At 28.8% G+C, this 24,408-nt stretch carries 19 protein-coding genes and 3 pseudogenes; 21 read left to right on the top strand and 1 reads right to left on the bottom strand.

Features of this window, described 5'->3' with window-relative positions:
- The first annotated feature begins 58 nt into the window (after positions 1 to 58).
- From Q0G30_RS05485 to Q0G30_RS05390, 20 genes and pseudogenes are all read left to right on the top strand, one after another.
- A complete protein-coding gene (locus Q0G30_RS05485; RefSeq protein WP_294387584.1) occupies positions 59 to 322 on the top strand; it encodes a hypothetical protein in 264 nt (87 codons plus the stop codon).
- Positions 268 to 687 (top strand): protein kinase, encoded by a 420-nt coding sequence (locus Q0G30_RS05480; protein ID WP_366013565.1) that lies wholly within the window; start codon positions 268 to 270, stop codon positions 685 to 687. The genes Q0G30_RS05485 and Q0G30_RS05480 overlap by 55 nt, the downstream gene beginning before the upstream one ends.
- Positions 688 to 791: 104 nt before the next feature.
- On the top strand, positions 792 to 1,367 hold the full coding sequence (locus tag Q0G30_RS05475) for a hypothetical protein (protein ID WP_294387582.1): 576 nt from the start codon (positions 792 to 794) through the stop codon (positions 1,365 to 1,367).
- 289 nt (positions 1,368 to 1,656) lie between these two features.
- The gene (gene rapZ, locus Q0G30_RS05470; RefSeq protein ID WP_294387580.1) at positions 1,657 to 2,541 is read left to right on the top strand and encodes an RNase adapter RapZ; all 885 of its coding nucleotides are present in this window, start codon (positions 1,657 to 1,659) and stop codon (positions 2,539 to 2,541) included.
- Positions 2,538 to 3,863 carry a gluconeogenesis factor YvcK family protein gene (locus tag Q0G30_RS05465; protein ID WP_294387576.1) on the top strand — a complete coding sequence of 442 codons (1,326 nt, stop codon included), beginning with the start codon at positions 2,538 to 2,540 and terminating at the stop codon, positions 3,861 to 3,863. Before rapZ ends, Q0G30_RS05465 begins: the two co-directional genes overlap by 4 nt.
- Before the next feature lie 125 nt (positions 3,864 to 3,988).
- Positions 3,989 to 4,939, top strand: coding sequence for a DNA-binding protein WhiA (gene whiA / locus Q0G30_RS05460; protein ID WP_294387573.1), 951 nt, complete (start codon positions 3,989 to 3,991; stop codon positions 4,937 to 4,939).
- Positions 4,940 to 5,072: 133 nt separating this feature from the next.
- A pseudogene (gene dnaE / locus Q0G30_RS05455) lies at positions 5,073 to 6,296 on the top strand (DNA polymerase III subunit alpha); the annotation flags it as partial.
- Between the two features lie 365 nt (positions 6,297 to 6,661).
- Positions 6,662 to 7,480, top strand: coding sequence for an LAGLIDADG family homing endonuclease (locus tag Q0G30_RS05450; protein ID WP_294387571.1), 819 nt, complete (start codon positions 6,662 to 6,664; stop codon positions 7,478 to 7,480).
- Between the two features lie 388 nt (positions 7,481 to 7,868).
- Positions 7,869 to 8,687: pseudogene (locus Q0G30_RS05445) on the top strand (DNA polymerase III subunit alpha); the annotation flags it as partial.
- Positions 8,688 to 9,347: 660 nt separating this feature from the next.
- Positions 9,348 to 10,268, top strand: a complete 921-nt coding sequence (locus tag Q0G30_RS05440; RefSeq protein WP_294387569.1) for an IS630 transposase-related protein — start codon at positions 9,348 to 9,350, stop codon at positions 10,266 to 10,268.
- Positions 10,269 to 10,366: 98 nt separating this feature from the next.
- A pseudogene (locus tag Q0G30_RS05435) lies at positions 10,367 to 11,836 on the top strand (OB-fold nucleic acid binding domain-containing protein); the annotation flags it as partial.
- Positions 11,837 to 12,327: 491 nt separating this feature from the next.
- The gene (pfkA, locus tag Q0G30_RS05430) at positions 12,328 to 13,287 is read left to right on the top strand and encodes a 6-phosphofructokinase (RefSeq protein WP_294132434.1); all 960 of its coding nucleotides are present in this window, start codon (positions 12,328 to 12,330) and stop codon (positions 13,285 to 13,287) included.
- Between the two features lie 66 nt (positions 13,288 to 13,353).
- Positions 13,354 to 14,766: a pyruvate kinase gene (pyk, locus tag Q0G30_RS05425; RefSeq protein WP_294387565.1), complete on the top strand. Its 1,413-nt coding sequence runs from the start codon at positions 13,354 to 13,356 to the stop codon at positions 14,764 to 14,766.
- Positions 14,767 to 15,345: 579 nt separating this feature from the next.
- Positions 15,346 to 16,716: a 23S rRNA (uracil(1939)-C(5))-methyltransferase RlmD gene (gene rlmD, locus Q0G30_RS05420; RefSeq protein ID WP_294387563.1), complete on the top strand. Its 1,371-nt coding sequence runs from the start codon at positions 15,346 to 15,348 to the stop codon at positions 16,714 to 16,716.
- Between the two features lie 263 nt (positions 16,717 to 16,979).
- The gene (locus Q0G30_RS05415; protein ID WP_294387561.1) at positions 16,980 to 17,204 is read left to right on the top strand and encodes a hypothetical protein; all 225 of its coding nucleotides are present in this window, start codon (positions 16,980 to 16,982) and stop codon (positions 17,202 to 17,204) included.
- A 2-nt stretch (positions 17,205 to 17,206) separates the two neighbouring features.
- Entirely contained in the window at positions 17,207 to 17,458 is a 252-nt protein-coding gene (locus Q0G30_RS05410) for a hypothetical protein (RefSeq protein ID WP_294387558.1), read from the top strand.
- Between the two features lie 296 nt (positions 17,459 to 17,754).
- Complete coding sequence (locus Q0G30_RS05405) at positions 17,755 to 18,312, top strand: TetR/AcrR family transcriptional regulator C-terminal domain-containing protein (protein ID WP_294387555.1); 558 nt, start codon at positions 17,755 to 17,757, stop codon at positions 18,310 to 18,312.
- A 208-nt stretch (positions 18,313 to 18,520) separates the two neighbouring features.
- Positions 18,521 to 19,102, top strand: coding sequence for a manganese efflux pump (locus Q0G30_RS05400; protein ID WP_294387552.1), 582 nt, complete (start codon positions 18,521 to 18,523; stop codon positions 19,100 to 19,102).
- A 14-nt stretch (positions 19,103 to 19,116) separates the two neighbouring features.
- Positions 19,117 to 20,487, top strand: a complete 1,371-nt coding sequence (locus Q0G30_RS05395) for a radical SAM protein (RefSeq protein WP_294387550.1) — start codon at positions 19,117 to 19,119, stop codon at positions 20,485 to 20,487.
- Between the two features lie 201 nt (positions 20,488 to 20,688).
- On the top strand, positions 20,689 to 21,867 hold the full coding sequence (locus tag Q0G30_RS05390; protein WP_294387547.1) for a cyclopropane-fatty-acyl-phospholipid synthase family protein: 1,179 nt from the start codon (positions 20,689 to 20,691) through the stop codon (positions 21,865 to 21,867).
- A gap of 107 nt (positions 21,868 to 21,974) precedes the next feature.
- Here the strand turns inward: Q0G30_RS05390 and Q0G30_RS05385 are convergent, their stop codons facing one another.
- Positions 21,975 to 23,654, bottom strand: coding sequence for a PTS transporter subunit EIIC (locus tag Q0G30_RS05385; protein ID WP_294387546.1), 1,680 nt, complete (start codon positions 23,652 to 23,654; stop codon positions 21,975 to 21,977).
- A 381-nt stretch (positions 23,655 to 24,035) separates the two neighbouring features.
- Between Q0G30_RS05385 and Q0G30_RS05380 the strand changes: the two genes are divergently transcribed.
- A complete protein-coding gene (locus tag Q0G30_RS05380; RefSeq protein WP_294387544.1) occupies positions 24,036 to 24,212 on the top strand; it encodes a hypothetical protein in 177 nt (58 codons plus the stop codon).
- Positions 24,213 to 24,408 lie beyond the last annotated feature (196 nt).

Here is a 24,408-nt window from a genome sequence, read left to right as displayed (position 1 = left end):
AAATCATAGGATGTAGTAGGGAAGAATAAGGTATTCTTAAAAAATAGGGATGAAAACAATGGATAAGTATTTTAAGAAAAACTCAAAGATAGGGGAATATACTATTATTGAATTAATAGGAGAAGGTAGGTATGGAATTGCATATTTAGCTATAAATGAAAAGGGAGAAAAATATGTAATAAAGCAATTAAAGAAAAAAATGCTTAAGCAAACAAGAGAAAAGTTATTTTATGAAGAGAGCGTATTAAGTAAATTGAATGATCCAAGATTCCTAAGTTTATATCGAAATTTAAAGATAAATATAGAGAAGGATATATATTAGAATATATTGAAGGAATTGTTTTCGAACATTTAATAACTAAAGATAGATATGTTTTTTCAAAAAGTGAAATTTACCAAATAGTTAAAAAACTCTTTGATTTAGTTGAAGTAATGCATAAGGAAAATATAGTTCATAGATATGTTAGATTGCCTAATGTAATTATAAAAGATAATCATGAATTAGCACTAATTGATTTTGGACTAGCTAGATATATAGATAATGAAAAATATATGAAACAGGAAGATTATTGGTATATAGGCGATTTTTTAATTCACTTATATTATTCATCATATATACCATCTTCAAAGGAAGAAAAACCTTGGTATGAAGAACTAGATTTAAATAAGGAGGAGAGTATTTTTTAAAAGAAATTAATGGGTATTGAAGAAGAATACGATAATATAGAGCAAGTAAGAGAACAACTTGAAATACTTAAAAAAACAAATGAAGATTAAGAGAAGGTGATATTATGGTTAAGTTAATTGATTCATCTAAAATATATCTTGAAAGTTTTAGAGTAAATTTATATACTATAGAGCCATTTAGAGTTATAGGATTAATAGATGTTGATATTGAATATGATGACGGTATAGAAAGAGTGATATTACCTTTCTTTAGATCATCAGGAACCAATAGTGGGAAGATTAGGGGACTTTGGTACCCGATAGTTGGAATAAAGTTATATGATGGTAACTTTACTGAATTTACTGATTATATAAACCATGTATTAACTAATACAACAAGGGACGGAATTGCTATGGAAGGATGGTTAGCTAAGTCATTATTTTTTTCTAAATATTCATCAGATAAAAATATAATAAGGGGATTTTCTAATGGAGAGTATTATAACTCATTATTAGATATAGGTGAGAAATTAAGAACTCTATATAAAGCGGGAGAATATAAAAAAATGTATACTTTGGATTCAATTGCCCTAAATAATATAGTAACTGAAAATAAAGTATATTATGATAATAATCATACTCAAAGAGATAATTTTGAAAAATATATAAAGGCTATATATGATAATTGGAAAATGTATTGAGTTCAAAAAGATGTAACACAAATAATTGATTAGTCATAATATATATTAAGTATAATGTAGGTAATTTAAGACAAGAATACTGATAAAGAAGTTACTTAAATAGCTTCTTTATTTAATATAATATTTAAGTTTTATAATGAAATAGTTAAAATTTTGATATATATGATATAATTGAAATTAGTTACATTAGAAAAAGGTAATAAATTTTAATTTCATTAGTTTAATTTTTGTATTGTAATTAAAATAAGAATTGTTGATTTTATAAAAAAGAGATTTTTGGAGGTATTACATGAGATTTATTATAGTTACGGGATTATCGGGAGCAGGTAAATCAGAGGCAACTAAAAGCTTAGAGGATATGGGTTATTTTTGTGTAGATAATCTTCCACCTACACTAATAACCAAGTTTGCAGAAGCATGTAGACAAAGTGATGGGAAAATAGATAAGGTTGCATTAGTTATAGATATAAGAGGTGGAGTATTCTTTAATGACTTATTTGAAAGTTTAAGAGATTTAGAGAAAAAACAATTTAAATATGAAATATTATTTTTAGATGCAACTGATGAGGTGCTTGTAAAAAGATTTAAGGAAAAAAGAAGAAGCCATCCATTATCTGGTGGAGGTAGAGTTATAACTGGAATTGCATTAGAAAGAAAGAAATTAAGAGAAGTTAAAGATAAAGCTGATATTATAATAGATACTTCAAAATATAAAATAGGTGATTTAAGAGAAGAAATGACTAAGTATTTCGGAGATGAAACATTACCAGAAAAGCAATTATCAATTACTATATTAAGCTTTGGATTTAAGTATGGTATACCAGTTGATTCTGATTTAGTATTTGATGTTAGGTTTATACCAAATCCATTTTATATACCAGAATTAAAGCCGTTTTCTGGATTGGATGCACCAGTTAGAGATTATGTATTACAACAAGATGAAACTAAATCATTCTTAGAAAAAGTAAATGATATGCTTGAATTTTTAATTCCTAACTATCAAAAAGAAGGTAAAAGACAACTTATTATTTCAATAGGTTGCACAGGTGGAAGACATAGATCAGTAGCTATAGCAAATGAGATTTATGAGAATTTATATGAGAAAAATTATAATGTGTATATTGAACATAGAGATATTAAGGAAGATGTTCATAAAGGGGATAAAAAGCTATGATAATGGAATTTTTAATGAAGCCGGGAATAAGGATGAAAAGATGGATATTCCTTGGATTCGTTGGGGTAGTGGTGCTTGTATTAGGAGTTGTTGAAATTTTTTCAAATAAAGATTGCAGCAACTCTATAAGACTTTTATATTTATTTTTAAGTTTAATTGGAATTGTAATAATGTATATAGCATTTTCGGAATTCGTTAAATCTTTTATTTCTTTAATAAATTCTGAAAAAGTTAAAATAACCATAAATGATAAGAATATAGAAGAACTTGTAGATGAGAAGAGAGTTCATGTAGGTGGTCCTAAAGTAGTTGTTATTGGTGGAGGAACAGGACTATCTACAATGTTGAGAGGATTAAAGTTATATACAAATAATATAACAGCAATAGTAACAGTTGGAGATGATGGGGGAGGATCAGGAAAACTTAGAGCAGACCTTGGAATGCTTCCTCCAGGAGATATACGTAACTGTATTTTAGCATTAGCTGATACTGAGCCTATTATGGAAGATTTACTTCAGTATAGATTTAAAGAAGGATCATTAAAGGGTCAAAATTTTGGTAATTTATTTTTAGCTGCAATGGCAGGAATAAGTGATAATTTTGAAGATGCTGTTCAAAAAATGAGTTCAGTACTTGCAGTAACAGGAAAGGTATTACCTGTTACACTTGATGATATGAAGCTTATAGCAGAACTTGAAAATGGAAATGTAGTAGAAGGTGAATCTATAATCCCAGAAGAGGTTATAAAACAAAAAAGTAAAATAAAACAATTAAAAATTAATCCAGAAAAAGCTAAGCCGTTAATTGATGCACTTATAGCCATTAAAGAAGCTGATGCTATTGTTATGGGACCAGGAAGTCTTTATACTAGTATAATTCCTAATTTATTAGTGGAAGACATAGTTGAAGGAATAAATAAGAGTGATGCAATAAAGATATATATATCTAATGTAATGACTCAACCAGGAGAAACAGATAATTTTGCAGTATCTGATCATATAAAGACGTTAATGAAGTATAGTGGGAAAAATAGTGTTCAATATGTTATTGCAAATAATGGGACAATTCCTACTGATGTAGAAGAAAGATATTTAAGTCAAGGATCTAAATTAGTAAAATTAGATTATGAAAACATAGAAGATTTAAATGTTAAAGTTGTTGAAACTGATTTAGTAAAGATAACTAAGGGATATGTAAAGCATGATGCAGAGCATTTGGCACAAGTTTTAATGACAACTATTTTAGATAAAAAATTGCTTTATGATAAAAAGAAAATTATAGAGTATATGTATTTATCTAAAAAGATAGGAAATAAAAAATAAAATTATTAGGCTATATCTAAAATTTTGATATAGCCTATTATTTTTCCAATATTATATTATGACACATACGGCACAGTTTATGGTATAATGAAGTATATATTTATAGTTAGTTAGGAGAATAATTTATGTCGTTTTCAGCGAAAGTAAAAGGAGAAATATGTAGATATACAGATATATCTAAAGAGGAAGCATTAGCAGAGCTTTCAGCAATAATGAAAGGTAGTGGAACAATAGGATTTAGTGGGAAGGGTCTTAGCTTTAGAATTACAACAGAAAATCCAGCTTCAGCAAGACATATATTCACTATACTAAAGGAACACTTTGATATACATTCTAAATTAATGGTTAAAAAGAGTAACTCTTTAAAGAAAAACAATATATATATGGTTTTAATTGAAGAATACATGGGAGTCAGGGAATTACTTCAAGAAACAGGAATTTTTAAGGAAATAGATGGAGTACTAACTATTGATTATAAAATAGATCCTGAAATGGTAAAGACTGAGGAGTATAAGAAAGCATATATAAGGGGAGCTTTTATTGGTGGAGGAAGTGTAACTAATCCTGAGAAGACATATCATTTAGAATTTGTAACACATAGTGAGGAATATGCAATTGATTTATCTAAGCTTATTAATTCTTTTGGATTAAACTCAAAGGTTATTCAAAGAAAAAATAGCTTTATAATATATATAAAAGAAGGTGAACAAATAGTTGATCTTTTAAACATTGTTGGAGCTCATACTTCATTACTTGAATTAGAAAATATAAGAATAATGAAGGAAATGAGAAATAACGTAAATAGACTTGTTAACTGTGAAACAGCTAATTTAAGTAAAACAGTTAATGCCGCAGTTAGACAGGTTGAAAGTATAAAACTTATTCAAAGTAGTATAGGACTTAAAAGATTACCTAAAAATCTTCAAGAGGTTGCAGAGCTTAGGTTAAGTTATCCTGATGAATCACTTAAGGAATTAGGAGAAATGTTAGATCCACCAGTAGGTAAATCAGGAATAAACCACAGACTAAGAAAAATAGAAAAAATAGCTGAAGAAATTAGGAGTGGAAATTACTAAATAGTCAATAATTTAAATATAGTTTTTAAAATAAGGTCTGCTACGGCAGGCCTTAAAGTTATATATATAATTGTAATAATCTATTTATTAGTTTAAAATTTTTAGTAAATAATCATAATAAGGGGGTGTCTTATTGGAAAATAAAAGATTCTGTCATCTCCACTTACATACTGAATATAGTTTGCTTGATAGCTCAGCTAAAATTAAGAAGGTTATTAGTAGAGCAAAAGAACTTGGAATGGATAGTATAGCTATTACTGACCATGGAGTTATGTATGGATGCGTTGCATTTTATAAGGAGGCTATAGCACAGGGAATTAAGCCTATACTTGGTTGTGAAGTATATGTAGCAGGCAAGTCTATGAATATAAAAATTAATGATAAGGATAATGGTACATATCACTTAGTTTTATTAGTAAAAAATGAAGTTGGTTATGAAAATCTAATGAAAATAGTATCATCAGCATCTATTGATGGATTTTATTATAAGCCGAGGGTTGACCATGATTTCTTAAGAAAGCATAGTGCAGGTTTAATTGCTTTAAGTGCTTGTCTTGGTGGAGAAGTACAAAAGAATTTATTAAGAGAAGACTATGAAAAGGCAAAAGAAGTTGCCTTAATGTATAAGGATATCTTTAAAGATGGTTTTTATTTAGAAATACAAGACCATGGCATGGAGGAGCAAAGAAAGGTTACAGAAGGTAATATTAAGTTGTCTAGGGAAACTGGAATTCCTTTAATTGCAACTAATGATGTCCATTATATTAATCAGGAAGATTCAAAGGCACATGACATTTTAATGTGTATTCAAACAGGAAAGACTGTAGAGGATCAAAATAGAAGAAGATATCCTTCAGATCAGTTCTATTTAAAGTCTCCAGAGGAAATGTGGAATATGTTCTCTTATGTTCCTGAAGCATTGGAGAATACAATTAAGATTGCTGATGAATGTAATTTTGATTATGAGTTCCATGTTTCTAAGTTACCAAATTTCCCAGTTCCACAGGAATATAAAACTCACTTTGATTATCTTGAAGAGGTGTGTTTTGAAGGGTTAGTTGAAAGATATGATGTATTTGAACAGTTCAGAGATAAATTAATTAATGTTCAATATATAAAGGACTTTGCAGAAACTAATGAGGAAGCAAAGGAATATGTTGATAGATTAAACTATGAGCTTGGTGTAATTAATCAAATGGGATATGTTGATTATTTCTTGATTACTTGGGACTTTATTAAGTACTCAAATGATCATGGGATACCAACTGGACCAGGCCGTGGATCTGCAGCTGGGTCAATAGTTGCATATACTCTGGGAATAACAAAAATAAATCCGATAAAGTATAGCTTACTTTTTGAGCGTAGAAAGATGCGCTGTTTAAATTGGGTGAATTGCTGGAAGGCTAAACTATTTAATATAGCATGCTAATCAGCAACCAAGTCTGGGAATAGCTGATAAAGTACCAGAAAGGTTCAGAGACTAGAGGGGTGAGTAGCTAGACAATAATCCCCTCCACGAGTGCCCAACATGTAAATTAACATGATGATATAGTCCAAACTGAGATAGAAAAGACTATCTGATGAAAATGAGGGAAACCTCCAGAGCGTAGGATAAAGAGCCTACGGATAATAATTAATGTTCTTAAACCCTGAAAGAGTAAGTATGCCAGATTATAAATAAGTTTATACTAAGAATATATTAATTCTTAGAGGTGTAAGATTTTGAAAAGATATGAGTTAGATAAATATAAAGAAGATATTATAAATTTGTATGTATATGAAAAATTATCCTGTAGTAAAATAGCGGAGATAATGAATTGTAGCTTATGTGGAATTTATGATGCATTAAAGAGATGGAATATTAAGACCAGAAGCTTAAGAGATAGTCATTTGATTTATTCAGTAAATGAGAGTTATTTTTATAAAATAGATACTGAAGAAAAGGCATATTGGTTAGGCTTTATTTATGCAGATGGATATATAACAGGAAATAAACTGGGTATTTCCTTAGCTAATATAGATAAAACACATTTAGAAAAATTTAAAAAATGTATAGATTCTGATTATGAAATTAAATCGTATATATCTAATTCAGTTTATGGTACATGTGAATATTGCAGAATATTAATAAATAGCAAAAGAGTGGTTGAGGATATAAAAAATAAGGGAGTTATTAATAATAAGTCACTAAAAATTAAATTTCCAAGTGATAAAATATTAGATACAAAGTTATATAATCATTTTATTAGGGGATATTTTGATGGAGATGGAAGTTTGGTCTTATCAAAGAACTCTATAAATTTTAAGTTCTGTGGAACTAAGGAATTTTTAGAAGCACTAGTAGATATCTTCAACTCAATTTCTAATTATAAGTATAAAAAAAGATTATACAAACGAAGAAATGATGATAAAAATAATTATTATATAAGCTATGGTGGAAGAATAAAAACATTAAATATAATGGATTATTTATATAATAACTGTAATATTTATTTAGAGAGAAAGTATGAAAAATATGAAAGATTAAAATCTACACTTTAAATTTAATAGTCGTGTATATTAGAAATAATATGCTTAAAGAGCCTCGAATTGCTTGAAAGCCCTTAGAGCTATTGATGCTACAACGTAAAGATGAAATACACTTAAGCGTGAAAGCTAAAAAATTAATAGATTGGGTAATAAGCAGCGAAGTCCTGAATAGGGAAACGTTCAACGACTAGTCCAAGGGGACGTAGCTATCTTTAAGTGAAATTCTAAATTTTAAGTTAGTAAATTGAACTTACTCAGCGATTGAAAGAAATTGAGTTTCATTATAAATGGTAGCGAAGTGGGGCAGCCCAAACCGTATAAAGGTCGGTGGGTGAAGATATAGTCTATACCCACTACAAAAGTAGTGTTTAAGTATCTCGAAAGAGAGGGTAATAAATAGATAGATTCGGATTTTTGTTATGAAAGAAGACAAGAAGTAATTGATTATGTTGTTGAAAAATATGGAGTTAATAATGTATCACAGATAATTACCTTTGGTACAATGGCTGCTAGATTGTGTTTAAGAGACGTAGGAAGGGCTATGAACTACTCCTATGCAGAAGTAGATAGAATAGCTAAAATGATTCCTACAATGCTTGGAATAACAATAGAAAAGGCATTAGATTTAAATCCTGAGCTAAAGGCAGCATATGATAATGAAGATAGAGTAAAAACATTAATAGATGTTAGTAAGACTCTAGAAGGGTTACCAAGGCATTCATCAACTCATGCGGCTGGTGTAGTTATAGCATCAAAGCCATTAGTTGAATATGTACCGCTTCAAAAAAATGAAGATATGATAGTAACCCAATTTGATATGACAACATTAGAAGAGCTTGGACTTTTAAAGATGGATTTCCTTGGGTTAAGAACTTTAACAGTTATGAGTGATGCTGTTAAGATGATTAAAGAAAATAGAGGAATAGACATCGATTTAGATAAAATAAATTTTGAAGATAAAAATGTTTATAACATGATTGGTGAAGGAAAAACAGCTGGTGTATTCCAGTTAGAATCTCCAGGAATGACATCATTCATGAAGGAACTTAAACCCGACTGCTTGGAAGACATTATAGCCGGAATATCATTATATAGACCGGGACCAATGTCAGAGATTCCAAGATATATAGAGGGTAAAAGAAATAAAGACAGTGTGCATTATGAGACTCCAGAACTTGAAAGTATACTGGATGTCACATATGGAGTAATGGTATATCAAGGTGCGAAACGTTCTACAAAAACAAAAACTATAGAAATGTAGTCTAAAATTGTAGGGATAAATATTTATCTAACTTATCATTTGAAATGAAAGGTGAAAGTCCTTTTAAGAACTAATTAAGGTAGTTCTTACCTAATACTACGACATGCATAATTAGTTCAACATAATTATGTGTGAAGCTCGTTGAAGTCGATGAAAATTAGACCTGAAAAGTGGTTAGAAAAGTAATCGGGGGTCTATAAAATTAATATGGCTACGAAAGAAATTCTCGTTTAAAAAATCGTTAACCATTAATGTACGAATAGAAAGTATTTATTTCAAGTGTAATTTAAATATTCTTGGTTATTTAAATTATAATTATAAACATAATTGCTTTTAGCTTACCTTAAGATGGCGAAGAGGCACTTGGCGGTTTATAGAGAAAGCCTAAGTTAATATGTAAAGATAGAATGATAGGAACGTTTGAACTTATTCAGTAGATGATAAAATTGTTGAAAGTTGATGCTACTCATGAATAGGAAATGATTCATTAAGAATAAGGGCAGCAGCCTGTAGTAGTGATGATATAAAGTAATGTTTATGGAGCGAAGGGGCATAGTTAATGTTACGAATGTATGTTCTCTAATTATTTAGTAAATAATATAATTAGAGGTGATTAAAATGAAATATAGCGTGGAAATAAAACAAAAGGCAATAGAATATTATTTAGTTGGTTATTCAGCACAAAAAATATCAACTATAATAGGTGTTAATGAAGCTACTATAAGAAAATGGCTTAAAGAAAACAATATAAATATTAGGAATGGTGGAAGTTATAATAAAATTTATAATGATGAGTTTATTAATAAAGTAAAAAACTTATATGATGAAGGGTTCAATAGCATAGAAATTACTAAAATGTTAGGTTTGAAGCGAGGAATAGTATCTTATTTATTAAGAGAGAATGGATATAAATTAAACCATAGGGGACCCAAATCTAAAATAGGAAGAGAAGATTATTTTGATAATATAGATTCATCTGATAAAGCGTATTTTTTAGGATGGTTAATGGCAGATGGAAATGTAAGTATTTATAACGGACAATATTCTATAAAGATACATATTTCTTATAAAGATAAAGAGTTAATTGATCAGTTTTTAAAATATATTAAATCTACAAATACGGTAAAATTAAAAAAGGGAAAATATCCTAGTTATTATGTAAGTTTAACCTCAAAACATATGTGTGAAAGTCTTATGAAATATGGAATTGTACCACGAAAGACAGGATTTGAATGTTTCCCCAAAAGCATTCCAAAGGAATTTAAAAGAGATTTTATTAGAGGAGTTTTTGATGGAGATGGCATAACTGATATAAGAAATTGTAGAAGTGGATTTGTAGGAAGTAATAATTTAGTAAATAATATTCTAGCCGAATTGGATAAATCAAATTTAAGAGTATTTAATACTCATAGCAAAAATGTATATTATTTTCTTGGAGGAAAGAAGTTTTCAAGAGAATTATTTGAATATATGTATGAAAATGCAACGCTATATCTTAAAAGAAAATATGATAGAATGAAATACATTTGTAATAATTAATGGAACGCCGTATGCGGTGAAAGTCGCATGTACGGTGTGAAGTGGGGGAAAACAAAGCCTGACCGTTAAGACGAAGGTAGAGTTACCTATCACTATAACAAGTTATGCAAATAGTTAGAGACCTAGGGGGATACTCCTTAGGTAGAAGTGATATGGTTAGAAGAGCCATGTCAAAGAAAAAGCACAGTGTCATGGAACAAGAAAGAAAGAATTTTATATATGGAATAGTAGATGAAGATGGTAATGTAGAAGTACCAGGTTGTTTGAGAAATGGTATAAGCGAAAAAGCAGCAAATGAAATTTTCGATCAGATGATGGACTTTGCTTCTTATGCTTTTAATAAATCGCATGCAGCAGCCTATGCAGTAATAGGATATCAAACAGCATACTTAATGCATTACTATCCAGTAGAAACTATAGCAGCAATGGTTAATTCTGTTATGGGTATAAGTGAAAAAGTTGCACATTACACTAAGTTTGCAGAAAGCTTAGGTATACAAGTGTTACCACCAAATATAAATGAAAGCTATTCAAAGTTTACTGTTAAAGGAAACAGTATAAGATTTGGGTTAGCAGCAATAAAAAATGTTGGAGTAAATGTTGTTGATGGAATAGTTGAAGCTAGAAAAAATAAAGGTAAATTCGAGTCATTAGTTGACTTTATAAACAAAATAGATTTATCAACAATAAACAAAAGAGCTGTAGAGAGCTTAATAAAAGCAGGGGCCTTTGATGAATTTAAAATATTTAGATCAAGGTTATTAGCTGTTTATGAAAAATTAATGGATAGTGTTGCTAGTGATAAAAAAAGAAATATAGATGGTCAAATTAGTCTTTTTGGTATGGCAGATGAAAGTATAAAGGCACCAGAAGTAAAATATCCAGATATAAAAGAATTTGCAAAAAATAATTTATTATCAATGGAAAAAGAAATGACTGGTCTTTATATATCAGGGCATCCTTTAGATGAATATGAAAAAAGCTTAAAGATGATGACATCAACTACAATAGAAACAATATTCCAATCATATGAAGCTATTATGGATGGATTAGGTGATGATGAGCATTTAATTCAAGATAATCAGAGAGTAATACTTGGAGGAATATTAGCAGAAGTAAATCAAAAGGTAACTAGAAATAATTCAATAATGGCCTTTTTAAAACTAGAAGATTTAACAGGTGTTATTGAAGTTGTAGTATTCCCTAAAACATTAGAGAAGGTAAGAAATTTAATCAATTTAGATTCAATGGTTATTATTAATGGAAGGGTTAACATAAAGGAAGATGAAGAACCAAAACTTATTTGTGAAAGTATAGAACCACTAGAAAAGGTTAATAGCAGTAAACTATATATAAGAGTTGATGATTTAAAAAGGGCCAAGGAAATGAAACCTAAATTAATAGAAACTGTAAGAGAATATAAGGGTGATTCTGCACTTTACGTGTTTACTTCAAATGATAGAAAAAATTATAGAATGCCAAGAGAAATGTGGGTAGATTTAAATACGGATGTTGTTCTTGAATTAAAAAAAGTTTTTGGGGATGACAATGTAAAAGTAGTTGAATAAATTTAAGTAAAATTTTTTAATATCTTCACAAATTATTTTATTTGTGAAGATATTTTATTTTAAATTAAAAAAAATTGTAAGATTTCACAAAAATCAAATTGAAAGAATATTTAATAAAATAAAATTATTTAAAAAATAAAAAAATTTCAACAAAATGAATGTTAATTAAATAACAATAATTCAAAAAAATATTGAAATTTACAGTATTTTTACATAAAATATATATGTAAAATAATACAAAGGAAGAAAATTGTAATTAATATATGCATATATTTTCGATAAATTTAGGGTAAAATAGACACATAGATTTATAAATAAATGATAATTTTAGACAGAAGTATATTTATTTTAGTTGCATTACTATCAGTTTACAAGTAAAATAAATAAGGTGGTAAAAAGTTTAACAATAAACAAAATAGTAATAGGATGACAAATATTTCAGAATGAGTGGACATGCAGAGTCCTTAGTAGTATCGAGGAGGAATATTTATATGAAGAAAATAGCTGTTTTAACAAGTGGTGGAGATGCTCCAGGAATGAATGCTGCAATAAGAGCAGTAGTAAGAACTGCAATACATAATGGTATTGAAGTTATGGGTGTACAAAGAGGATATGCTGGATTAATTAATGGTGAATTATTCCCAATGAATAGATCATCAGTTTCAGATATAATTCAAAGAGGCGGTACAATTTTAAGAACTGCTAGATGTTTAGAATTTAAACAAGAAGAAGTAAGAAAAGAAGCTGCACAAATTCTTGCAGATAATGGTGTAGATGCTTTAGTAGTTATCGGTGGAGATGGATCTTTCACAGGTGCTAAATTATTATCTAAGTTAGGTGTAAAAACAATAGGTTTACCAGGAACTATTGATAATGATTTAACTTACACTGATTACACAATAGGATTTGATACAGCATTAAATACTGTAGTTGATGCTATAGATAAAATTAGAGATACTTCAACTTCTCATGAAAGAGTATCTATCGTAGAAGTTATGGGAAGAGACTGTGGAGATATAGCTATTTACACAGGTATAGCTTGTGGAGCTGAATATATAATAACACCAGAAAAGGGTTATGATAAAGATGAATTATGCAAAGTTATCTTAGAAGGTAAAAAATCTGGAAAGATGCATAACTTAGTTTTATTAGCTGAAGGTGTTGGTGGAGCTTCAGAATTAGCTAAATACGTAGAAGCTCAAACAGGAATTGAAACAAGAGCAACAGTTTTAGGACACATCCAAAGAGGTGGAGCTCCAAGTGCTTTCGATAGAGTGTTAGCTTCAAGAATGGGTTCAAAAGCAATTGAACTATTAATGGAAGGTAAAACTTCAAGAGTTGTTGGTATCAAGGACAATGAAATATTTGACCAAGATATAGATGAAGCTTTAGCTTTACCTAGAACTTTTGATGAAAAATTATATGAAATTTCAGAAGAGATTTCTAAATAATTTTAATAAATACGCTAATAATTTATTTTAAATACATTAAATTTAGAGATTAAAGGAGAGTTTTAAATGAGAAAGACTAAAATCATTTGCACTATCGGTCCAGCTAGTGAAAACCCAGAAATATTATCACAAATAATTGAAGCAGGAATGAATGTTTCAAGACACAACTTCTCTCACGGAGATCATGAAGAACATGCAGCAAGAATTAACTTAGTTAAAGAATTAGCTAAAAAGCATAACAAAGAAATCGCTGTTATGTTAGATACAAAGGGACCAGAAATCAGAACTGGTAAATTTGAACCAAAGAAAGTTGAATTACAAGCAGGAGCTAAATTCACTGTACATGCTGGTGGAGATGTTGTAGGTAATGCTGAAGAGTGTTCAGTAACTTATGCTGGATTAGCTAATGATGTTAAACCAGGAGATACTATCCTTATAGATGACGGTTTAGTAGGATTAACTGTTGAATCAATCGATGGAAACAAAATCCATTGTACAGTTCAAAACACAGGATTTGTTGCAACTCACAAAGGAGTTAACGTTCCAGGAGTTTCAATCAAGTTACCAGCTTTAACTGAAAAAGATATTGCTGACTTAAAATTCGGTTGTGAAATCGGAGTTAATGCTGTTGCTGCTTCATTCATAAGAAAAGCTTCAGACGTTGAAACAATCAGAGAAATATTAAATGAAAATGGTGGAGAACACATCCAAATCATCTCTAAAATTGAAAACCAAGAAGGTGTTGATAACATAGATTCAATATTAGCAGTTTCTGATGGATTAATGGTTGCTAGAGGGGACCTAGGAGTTGAAATTCCATTTGAAAAGTTACCAGCTGTTCAAAAGATGATGATAGAAAAATGTAACGCTGCTGGAAAGCCAGTTGTAACTGCAACTCAAATGTTAGACTCAATGATGAGAAATCCAAGACCAACAAGAGCAGAAGTTTCTGACGTAGCTAATGCTATATTAGATGGAACAGATGCAATCATGTTATCTGGAGAATCAGCTAACGGAGATTGGCCAGTAGAATCAGTTCAAACAATGGCTAAAATAGCTACTGAAACTGAAAAGAAATTAAGCTACGAAACTGCAGTTTCTAAAGCTAAATCTCACACTCCAGCTGTATCAGGAGTTATCTCAAGAGCTGCTTGCAATGCTGCTAACGAATTAAAGGCTGCTGCAATAGTTTCTTCAACTAAGAGTGGAGCAACTGCAAGAAGAATTTCTCAATGCAGACCAGACTGTCCAATCGTAGCTGTAACTCCATGTGAAAAAGTTGCTAAGAGCTTAGCATTCTGCTTCGGAGTATACCCAGTAGTTGCTGAAGATCAAAACTCAACAGATGCTATGATGGCTAACGCTACTAAAATAGCTGTTGAAAATGGATTCGCTAACTCAGGTGACACAGTTATAATAGCTGCTGGATTAGATAAAGTTGGATCAACTAACCTTTTAAAAGTAAGCGTAGTAGAATAATTTGACATAAAAAAAGAAGTGTAAATATTACACTTCTTTTTTTACATTTTATGGGTGTGCCTCCGGGGAAGAACCAATATATGGTTCTTCCCCGGAGGCACACCCATATATTGTAACTAAATTAGTGAAATGAATAAAATTATTCGTAAATTATTTAAAATAGCTTTAAAATGCAAGATAGACTAGCAAAAATGAATAAAAAAATAAAAAGTTAACAAAAAGTTAACAATTAAATTTAAAAAAGTAGGTTATAATTGATAGTATCATAATAGTTCGAAAGAATTAAAATGGTACAGTGTGGCAACTGATTCTATAAAAAATGCACCGCAAGGTGTATTTTTTTTTGCAAAATTATAATTAGAAAATCAATAAATAAATATTTTAAAAATATATTTATCTATATAAAATCATATATAATAAATATCAGATTTATAGTATTCAAATATATATACTATGTTTATAAGGGAGATAATATAGTATATAATATTAATAGTTTATTCATTTAGAAATTAAGTACAACAATAATTAGTACAAAGATAAAAAGATAAAAAGATAAAACATGATTGATAGGTGATAATTTTGGTAGAAAAAAATAAAGAATATACACTAGATATAATTTCACAAGGATATGAGGGAGAAGGAATAGCAAAGATTAATGATACTTTTCCTATATTCATAGAAGGAGCATTAAAAGGTGAAAAAGTTAATGCAAGAATAGTAAAGTCTAAAAAAAACTTTGCTTATGCTAAGTTAATTGAAGTTCTAGAGCCATCAAATGAAAGATGTGAAGCAAAGTGTAGTATAAATAAAAGATGTGGTGGATGTAAATTACAACATTCTACGTATAAGGAACAATTAAATTTCAAATTTGAAAGAGTAAAGGATTGTATAAGCAAAATAGGAAAGCTAGATGATAGTATAGTTAAATTCCCATTAGGAATGGAGGAACCTTGGAGATATAGAAATAAGGTTCAATTACCTATTGGTATGGTAAATGGAGAATTAAAAATAGGGTTCTTTGCACCAAGAAGTCATGAAATAATAGATATGGAAACTTGTTTAATTCAAGATGAAATAGCTGATAAGGTAGTTGAATTAACAAGACAATGGATAAAAAAACATAATATAAAACCATATAATATTGATGGAAAGTATGACGAAACTGGAATTCTTAGACACATAATGATTAGACGTGGATTTACTACTAATGAAGTAATGGTTGTATTAGTGACTAATGGAAGAAAGTTACCTAATAAAGAGGAGTTTGTAAAGTTAATAGTTGATAATATACCAGGAATAAAGAGTATTGTTCAAAATGTTAACTCTAATCCTACTAATGTAATATTAGGGCAAGAGTGTATAACATTATGGGGGGAACCTACAATAAGTGATTACATAGGTGAATTTAAATTTAATATATCTCCATTATCATTTTTCCAAGTGAATCCTATTCAAACAGAAGTTTTATATGGTAAGGCTCTTGAGTATGCTGGACTAACAGGTAATGAAACTGTATTTGATGCATATTGTGGTACAGGAACAATAACTCTTTTCTTATCACAAAGGGCTAAAAAGGTTTATGGTGTAGAAATTATTCCACAAGCTATTGAAAATGCAAATATAAATGCAAGAGAAAATAATGTTGATAATGTTGAGTTCTTTGTTGGAGAATCTGAAGTTGTTATACCTGATTTAATAAATAAAGGCGTAAAAGCTGATATAGTTGTTGTAGACCCACCAAGAAAGGGTTGTGATGTTAAATTATTAAATGCAATAACTAATATAGATGCTGAAAGAATAGTATATGTAAGTTGTGATCCAAGTACATTAGCTAGAGATTTAGCTATTTTAGAGGAAAATGGATATAAAACACTAGAAGTTCAACCAGTAGATATGTTCCCACAAACAGCGCATATTGAGAACGTAGCTTTACTTATCAAGGAGCGATAGTGACGAAGATAAGTATTTAGCACGTTCCATGCAAGAGATATCAAAGAGCGAATGAAGTGAGTCATTTATAATATCTTACTGTTGAGAATGTTGTATTGATGTCAAGAAAATATAAATAAGTTATTAAGACGTTCTGCCTCTTAGGGCAGGACGTCTTAATTTATATAAAGTGTTAACTGTAATGAATAAAAAAGATTTTCAAAACATATATTTAAATATTGTAGAAATAGGTTTTACTTTAGTGAAAGGGGTGGGAAGGGTACATGGAACTTATATATGGGTATATGAGAAATAATGATTTGCGTCATAAATTAAATGATTTAACTAAAAAAACATTTGGATTTGATTTTGAAAATTGGTTTAAAGAAGGATATTTTGAAGATGAGTATATTCCATATTCTTTTATGAAAAGTGGCAAAATAATATCAAATGTATCAGCAAATCAAATGTATTTTATGCAAAAGGTATTGACTGTTTTGTTGTTATGAAAATGGAAGGTGATACATTAATTTTACAAAGTGTCATTTGTAAGGAGAAATTATCACTAAGGGAAGTTATTAGTAGAATTAATATAAAATATAATAACTTAATACTTGGATTTACACCTTGCATAGAAGATATGGATATGTGTAATTTAGAAGAGTTTAATGGAGCTGATGATTATAGATTTTTTTATTTAGGAAAAGAATTAGAGAAAATACAAAGTGATAAGATGTATTTTCCACAACTTTCTCATGCATAAGCATTTTTAAGGGGGCAAATTTAAGATAATTAAAAATACATCTAATTAGACGAGTGATAAATAATAGGCAATAGAAGCAAAGTGGATTTATTTGTTTCATGTTTTGTGTAATAAGTAAGCAGTATATATAAATTTTAAATTGCTTTAAGATTTATTTTATATTATTAGATAATTATTTATATACTTTATTTGTTAAATGGTTACTTAATATGGTATAATTTTTATTACATAAATACAATAAATGGGTATTATGGGTTTAGTTGATATATTTAATGTGAAGTAATTGTAGGTGAAATATGAACAATAAAAAAGATGTACATGTAGCATTGCAGGAAAGTTTTAAAAAGTTAATACTCGAGCATAACTTTGATAAGATAACAATTAAAATGATAACTGATGATGCTGGGCTTATTAGGCCGACATTTTATAATCATTATTCAGATAAATATGAAGTCTTAGAGGAAATTTGCTATAATGATATCTTTGAGGGAAGTAAAATGCTTATAGACAATAAAATGCCATATGAAGCTATATATTATATGTTTTCAAGAATAGAAGTCAATAAAAAATTTTACTTGCAAGTAGTAAAAATAACAGGACAAAATTCATTTGAGGAAATTATAAATAATAATTTAATAAAAATTTTTAAAAGTTTGTTTAATAAATATGGAATAAATAATAATGAAGAAAAATTTTCAGTAAATGATATTTCTGAATATTATGCACGTGGTTTAACATTTATAATTAAGAGATGGATTGAACAAGGAATAAATATATCAGCAAAGGAGTTAGCTAATAAATATAAGGTTTTAGTAACTAATTCATTAGATGATATAGTACATGATTTAACTTAATAACAACTTAAATTGTAAAAAGCTTTAGTATGTAAATTGCATATTAGAGCTTTTTTTTTGGTTTGAAACATACAATTTAAGGGATTTGTATATTTAAAATTACAAAGAAATAAAATTGTTCATTTATGAATACAAAACAAATAAATTATAGATTCCAATATATGGATTGCACTATTAAAATAAGAAACATGAGGAGGGAAGTGGATGAATGAGGTTATGGGAAGTAATTATAGTTTCAGTAGGATTATCATTAGATGCATTCACCATAGCGGTATTTAGGGGATCTACACAAGGAAGACTGAATAAATTAACAGCTGCCTTGGTTGGAATCATATTTGGCTTAATTCAAACATTAATGTTAGCAGCTGGAATGATTATTGCAATATTTCCTATGTTAAATATACAAAATGAAAAAATTATATCTATAAATCAATGGTTTTCAGCAATTATATTAATTTATCTAGGTGTAAAATCTTTAAAAAATTCATTTAAAATTACTAGTTATGATGAAAAAAGGCAAGAGTTTTTTGGATATAAATATAGTGCTGGATTAGCATTTGCAACAAGTATAGATGCATTTATTTTAGGAATTGGATTTGGATTGTTAAGGACGAAAATATTAATAAATATGGTAGTTTTATTTATTGTAACCAGTGCATTAGTTACATGTGGGTTATGGGTTGGATACTGTATGGGGAACAAATATAAAAAACAAATAAATATATGTGGAGGAGTTATTCTTTTAACTATTGCTATAAGGGTTATATGTAATTATTTTAATATTATATGAAGGGGAGAGATTAAATGTTAAGTCCAAAGTATAAGATTCAACAATTTGCCTTAAAACAAGTTTTAGGATATTTAAAAAAGGATCCAGAAAAAAACTTACCAAAGATTATGAGTTGGATAAGAAAATTTGATACAGAAAAAATATATGTAGAACAATATGATATGATAGATGAATATTTAAAGGATCCTAACAATAACTGGACTAAGTTAATGTGTAACATAATCAATAATGTACATCCAAACATAGTTCAAACAGTATTTACAAATTTTTTATTAAATGCATCAATTAGAGGTTGGGCCGAAATACAAAAAAATAAAGAAAAGTATGGCCACGAAATACCATTTACAATACTTGTAGACCCAACTACAGCTTGTAATAAGCATTGTGTAGGATGCTGGGCAGCTGATTATAATAAGGCATTAAATTTGAGTTATGAACAATTAGATAAATTATTTACAGAAGGAAAAGAGTTAGGAATTTACTTTTATATAATGACTGGTGGAGAACCATTAGTTAGAAAAAATGACATATTAAAATTAGCTAAAAAACATAATGATTGTATATTTATGTTCTTTACAAATGGAACATTAATAGATCAAAAGTTCTGTGATGATTTAATTGAAGTAGGAAATTTAGTACCAACTATAAGTGTTGAGGGATTTGATGATGCAACAGATGGACGAAGAGGGGAAGGTTCTTGGAAGGATATTATGAGAGCTATGGATCTTATGAAATCCAATAGGATACCATTTGGATTTTCAACTTGCTTTACAACAGCAAATTGTGACAGTGTTCTTTCAGAAGAATTTATTGATTTAATGATAGATAAGGGAGCTTATTTCTCTTGGTACTTTACATTTATGCCAATAGGATGCAAGACAGATACATCATTAATGGCAAACCCAGATCAAAGAGAAAAATTATATAGAACAATTAGAGCATGGCGTAACACTAAATCAATATTTAATATGGATTTCTGGCATGATGCTGAATATGTTGGAGGTTGTGTAGCTGGTGGAAGAAGATATTGTCATATAAATGCAAATGGTGATGTAGAGCCATGTGTATTCTGTCATTATTCAAATGCAAATATAAAAGATGTATCTTTAATAGAAGCCCTAGGTCAACCATTATTCATGGAATATCAAAAAAATCAACCATTTAATGAAAATCAATTTAGACCATGTCCAATATTAGATAATGCTCCTAAGATTGCAGAAATGGTTAAGAATTCAGGTGCAAAATCTACAGAATATATAGATCCAGAAGATGTCGATGATTTATGTAAGAAGACAATTAACTATGGATTAACTTGGGCTAAGAGAGCAGAACCATTATGGCAAGAAAATATAGAGAAAAAGAAAATAAAGAAGATGAATTATTAGTAAGGAATTAGGTAAAATTAAATAAATTAGGTGTAATATTGAATAAATTTCATAAAAAATGGAATAATTTAATATAGAAGTTAAAAAGCTTTAAACCATTGTTATTAATAATATATTTATTAAATTCTCATATAGCGCCATAAATATATATTAATAGCAATGGTTAATTTATTTTATAACTTGAAGAGAGGAGTTAACTATATGGATATAGAGAAAAGTTTTTTTAAAACCTTTCTAAAAAACTTTGATGAGCTTTCCTTTAAATTAAAGTTTTGGGATGGCGAAGAAATAAAAGTAGGTTATGACGAACCTAAGTTTAGAATAATATTAAATGCACCATTAAAAAAGAAAGATCTATTAACTAGTACTTCATTAACATTTGGTGAAGCTTATATGAATGGGGATCTAGAAATAGAAGGTGATATGTTTACTGTATTTGATGAATTACTAAAATGTATAGATAAGTTTTCTACAAACTTTAGAAGTTTAAATAAGATATTTTGTGGATCAACCTCTATGAAAAAGCAGAAGCAGGAAGTTTCATCACATTATGATATAGGAAATGACTTTTATAAAATATGGCTAGATGATACCTTAAGCTATTCTTGTGCATATTTTAAAAATGAAAATGAATCATTGCATGATGCACAAATAAATAAAATTAATCATATATTAAAAAAGCTTAATTTAAGAGAAGGATTAACTTTGCTTGATATTGGTTGCGGATGGGGAGGATTACTTATAGAAGCAGCTAAACAATACAAAGTTAAAGGATTAGGAATAACATTAAGTGAAGAACAATATAAAAAATTTAAAAAAAGAATAAAAGAAAATAACCTTGAAGATTTATTAGATGTAAGATTAATGGATTATAGAGAGCTAAAAAAGAGTGGACTCTCATTTGATAGAGTTGTAAGTGTTGGAATGTTAGAACATGTAGGAAGACCAAATTACGATTTATTCTTTGAAAGCGTTGATGCTGTATTAAAATCAGGAGGATTATTCTTATTACATTACATAAGTGGACTTAAGGAATCAGAGGGTGATGCTTGGATAAAGAAATATATATTCCCAGGAGGAGTTATACCAAGTTTTAGAGAGATAATAGAGATATCAGCTGATTATAAATATCATACAATTGATGTTGAAAATTTAAGGTTACACTATAAAGAAACATTGCTACATTGGGCAAAAAACTTTGATGATAATATAGATGAAGTTAGAAAAATGTTTGATGAAAAATTTATAAGAATGTGGAGAATGTATTTATATTCTTGTGCAGCTTCATTTAATAATGGAGTAATAGACTTACATCAAATATTATTTGTTAAAGGAGTTAACAATAATTTGCCTATGACAAGAGAGTATATGTATAAATAGTTTAAATTAATTATCATAATTAAATATATTAAAATATAAATAAAAAAGTGGCATTAAGCCACTTTTTTAACTCTAATATTTTAAATACATCAAATTTTTATGAAAAATTATTCACCAAGAATTTCGTTTATAGCATTCTTGTAAGCATCTGCTTTTGCACCGAATATTGCTTGAATTCCGTTACCAACTTCAACAACACCAGCAGCACCAAGGTTCTTTAATTCATCCTTGTTAACATTTGCCTTATCTTTTACTTCAACTCTTAATCTTGTGATACAAGCATCAACAGATACTATGTTTGCTTCTCCACCTAAAGCAGCTAATACTAGAGGAGCCTTTTCAGCTATTTCACCTTTAGCAGAAGTTTTTGTTGGAGCAGCTTCAGAAGCAGCATCTTTACCTTTTTGGTAATCAGCTTTTGTGAATAACTTAGTTTCTTCGTTATCATCTTCTCTACCTGGAGTTTTTAAGTTTAACTTAGTGATTAAGAAGTAGAATACTACATAGTATAATACTGCAAATACAGCACCAACAGCTAAAACCCAATACCAGTTAGTTGGAACACCAGCACCAGCTGGAAGTAAACCAAATAATGCATAGTCAATTACACCACCAGAGAATGTCATACCTATGAATACATTTAATACATCCATTAAGAAGAATGCTAAACCTGCAAATACACAGTGTACAACATATAAAGCTGGAGCAACAAATAAGAATGTAAATTCTAAAGGTTCAGTTATACCAGTTAAGAATGATGTTAATGCAGCTGTAGCTAATAATGAACCAACAACTTTTTTCTTGCTTGGTTTAGCAGCTTTGTACATAGCAAATGCAGCACCAGGAAGACCAAACATCATGAATGGGAATTTACCAGCCATAAATCTAGTAGTTCCACTAATTATATCACTCATAGTTGAAGCAGAAGCACCAACTAAGCTTGACATGCTTGATAATTGAACGAAGTATGCAGTATTTGCACCGGCAACAGTTTGAACAGAACCATTAACTAAAACATTACCTTCAACTAATGAACTATACCAGAATGGAGTATAGAATACGTGATGTAAACCAAATGGTATTAATGCTCTTTCAATTAATCCGTAGAAGAATGTTCCGATTGCACCAGCATTTTTAACTAATGTAGATAATACGCTAATACCATCTTGAACAACTGGCCATATGAATGCTAATATAGCACCAACAAACGCCATAGTAACAGCAGTAACTATAGGAACGAATCTTGATCCAGAGAAGAATCCTATAATAGCTGGTAATTGAATTGTATGGAATCTATTGTGTAATAAAGCAGTTATTAAACCAGTAATTATACCACCAAATACTGACATATTTAATGTGAATATACCAACGCTAGTAGTAACATATGAACTGTAGTTACCAACTGAATCAGGAGTAACAACTCCTAATTGAGTAACACCTAAAGCTAAAAGTGTAGATATAACTTGGTTCATTACTAAGAATCCGAATACAGCAGCTAAAGCAGCAGTACCTTTATCTTTTTTAGCTAAACCAACAGCAACACCAACAGCAAATAATATTGGTAAGTTACCAAATACGATATCTCCTACATTTTTCATAACTGTTAATACAGCAGTAACTGCAGGAATGTTAACAAAAGTAATTAATCCTCTATATATTGCAGGAGCATCTTGTAAAGTTGCGATACCTAAGAAAGCACCACCGATACCAAGTAATATACCTGCAATTGGAAGGGCAGCAATTGGAAGCATTATAGCTTTACCAATTCTTTGTAAAAATTGCATCATCGTGATTATTCCTCCTAAAATTTTATTTTGAATTAAATAAATATAATAGCATGAGCTTTATACAGTATTGTTATTAAACAATAAAAAAAGGCTCAAACATCTATAAATTATATAATTATCCTTAAATATTATTTGAGATTAATTAATAATTTATACATATTTAAGCCTTGCCTGCATTACCAGTAACACGCTTGATTATTAAATTACAATAGATATGATAGCATAGTAAAAAAAAAATGTAAAGGTTTTTTGAAAATTTTTTAAAAGAAAATTAATAAATTAAAATTTTATAAATAATAATGAAATTTAATTTATTATTATTGAGATTTTAAAATTTATTATATACAATAAAAAAGTATTAAATATTAGGGGGATGACCAAATGGCATACATAGTTTCATATGGATTATTAATAGCAGCAGTATTTTGCTCATATAAATTAGCTAAAGAAAAAGTGCAAAATCAGTTTGTATGGCCTATATTAACAGCGCTTTTAGGCCCAGGAATATTTATAATTCAATATTTAGTAACAATATTTATGAATAAGAAATTACTTTAAATTAATTAAACTGTAGTTTAAATTAGATGAAAATAATCTAATAGACTACAGTTTATTTTTTACTTTAAATAATTTTAAATAAGTGTAATAAGTTAAAAAATAGAGAATTATAATTAATAGTTAAAGAAAGTTTTACAAATAAATTAATGTGAATAGTTTTATTTATATGAAAAAAGTATCTTAATAATGTTAAAAG

It is taken from the genome of uncultured Clostridium sp., assembly GCF_934754925.1.
Lineage (GTDB): Bacteria > Bacillota > Clostridia > Clostridiales > Clostridiaceae > Clostridium.
Note: the sequence above shows the minus strand (reverse complement) of the source record. Positions and strands in the feature narration are given on the sequence as shown.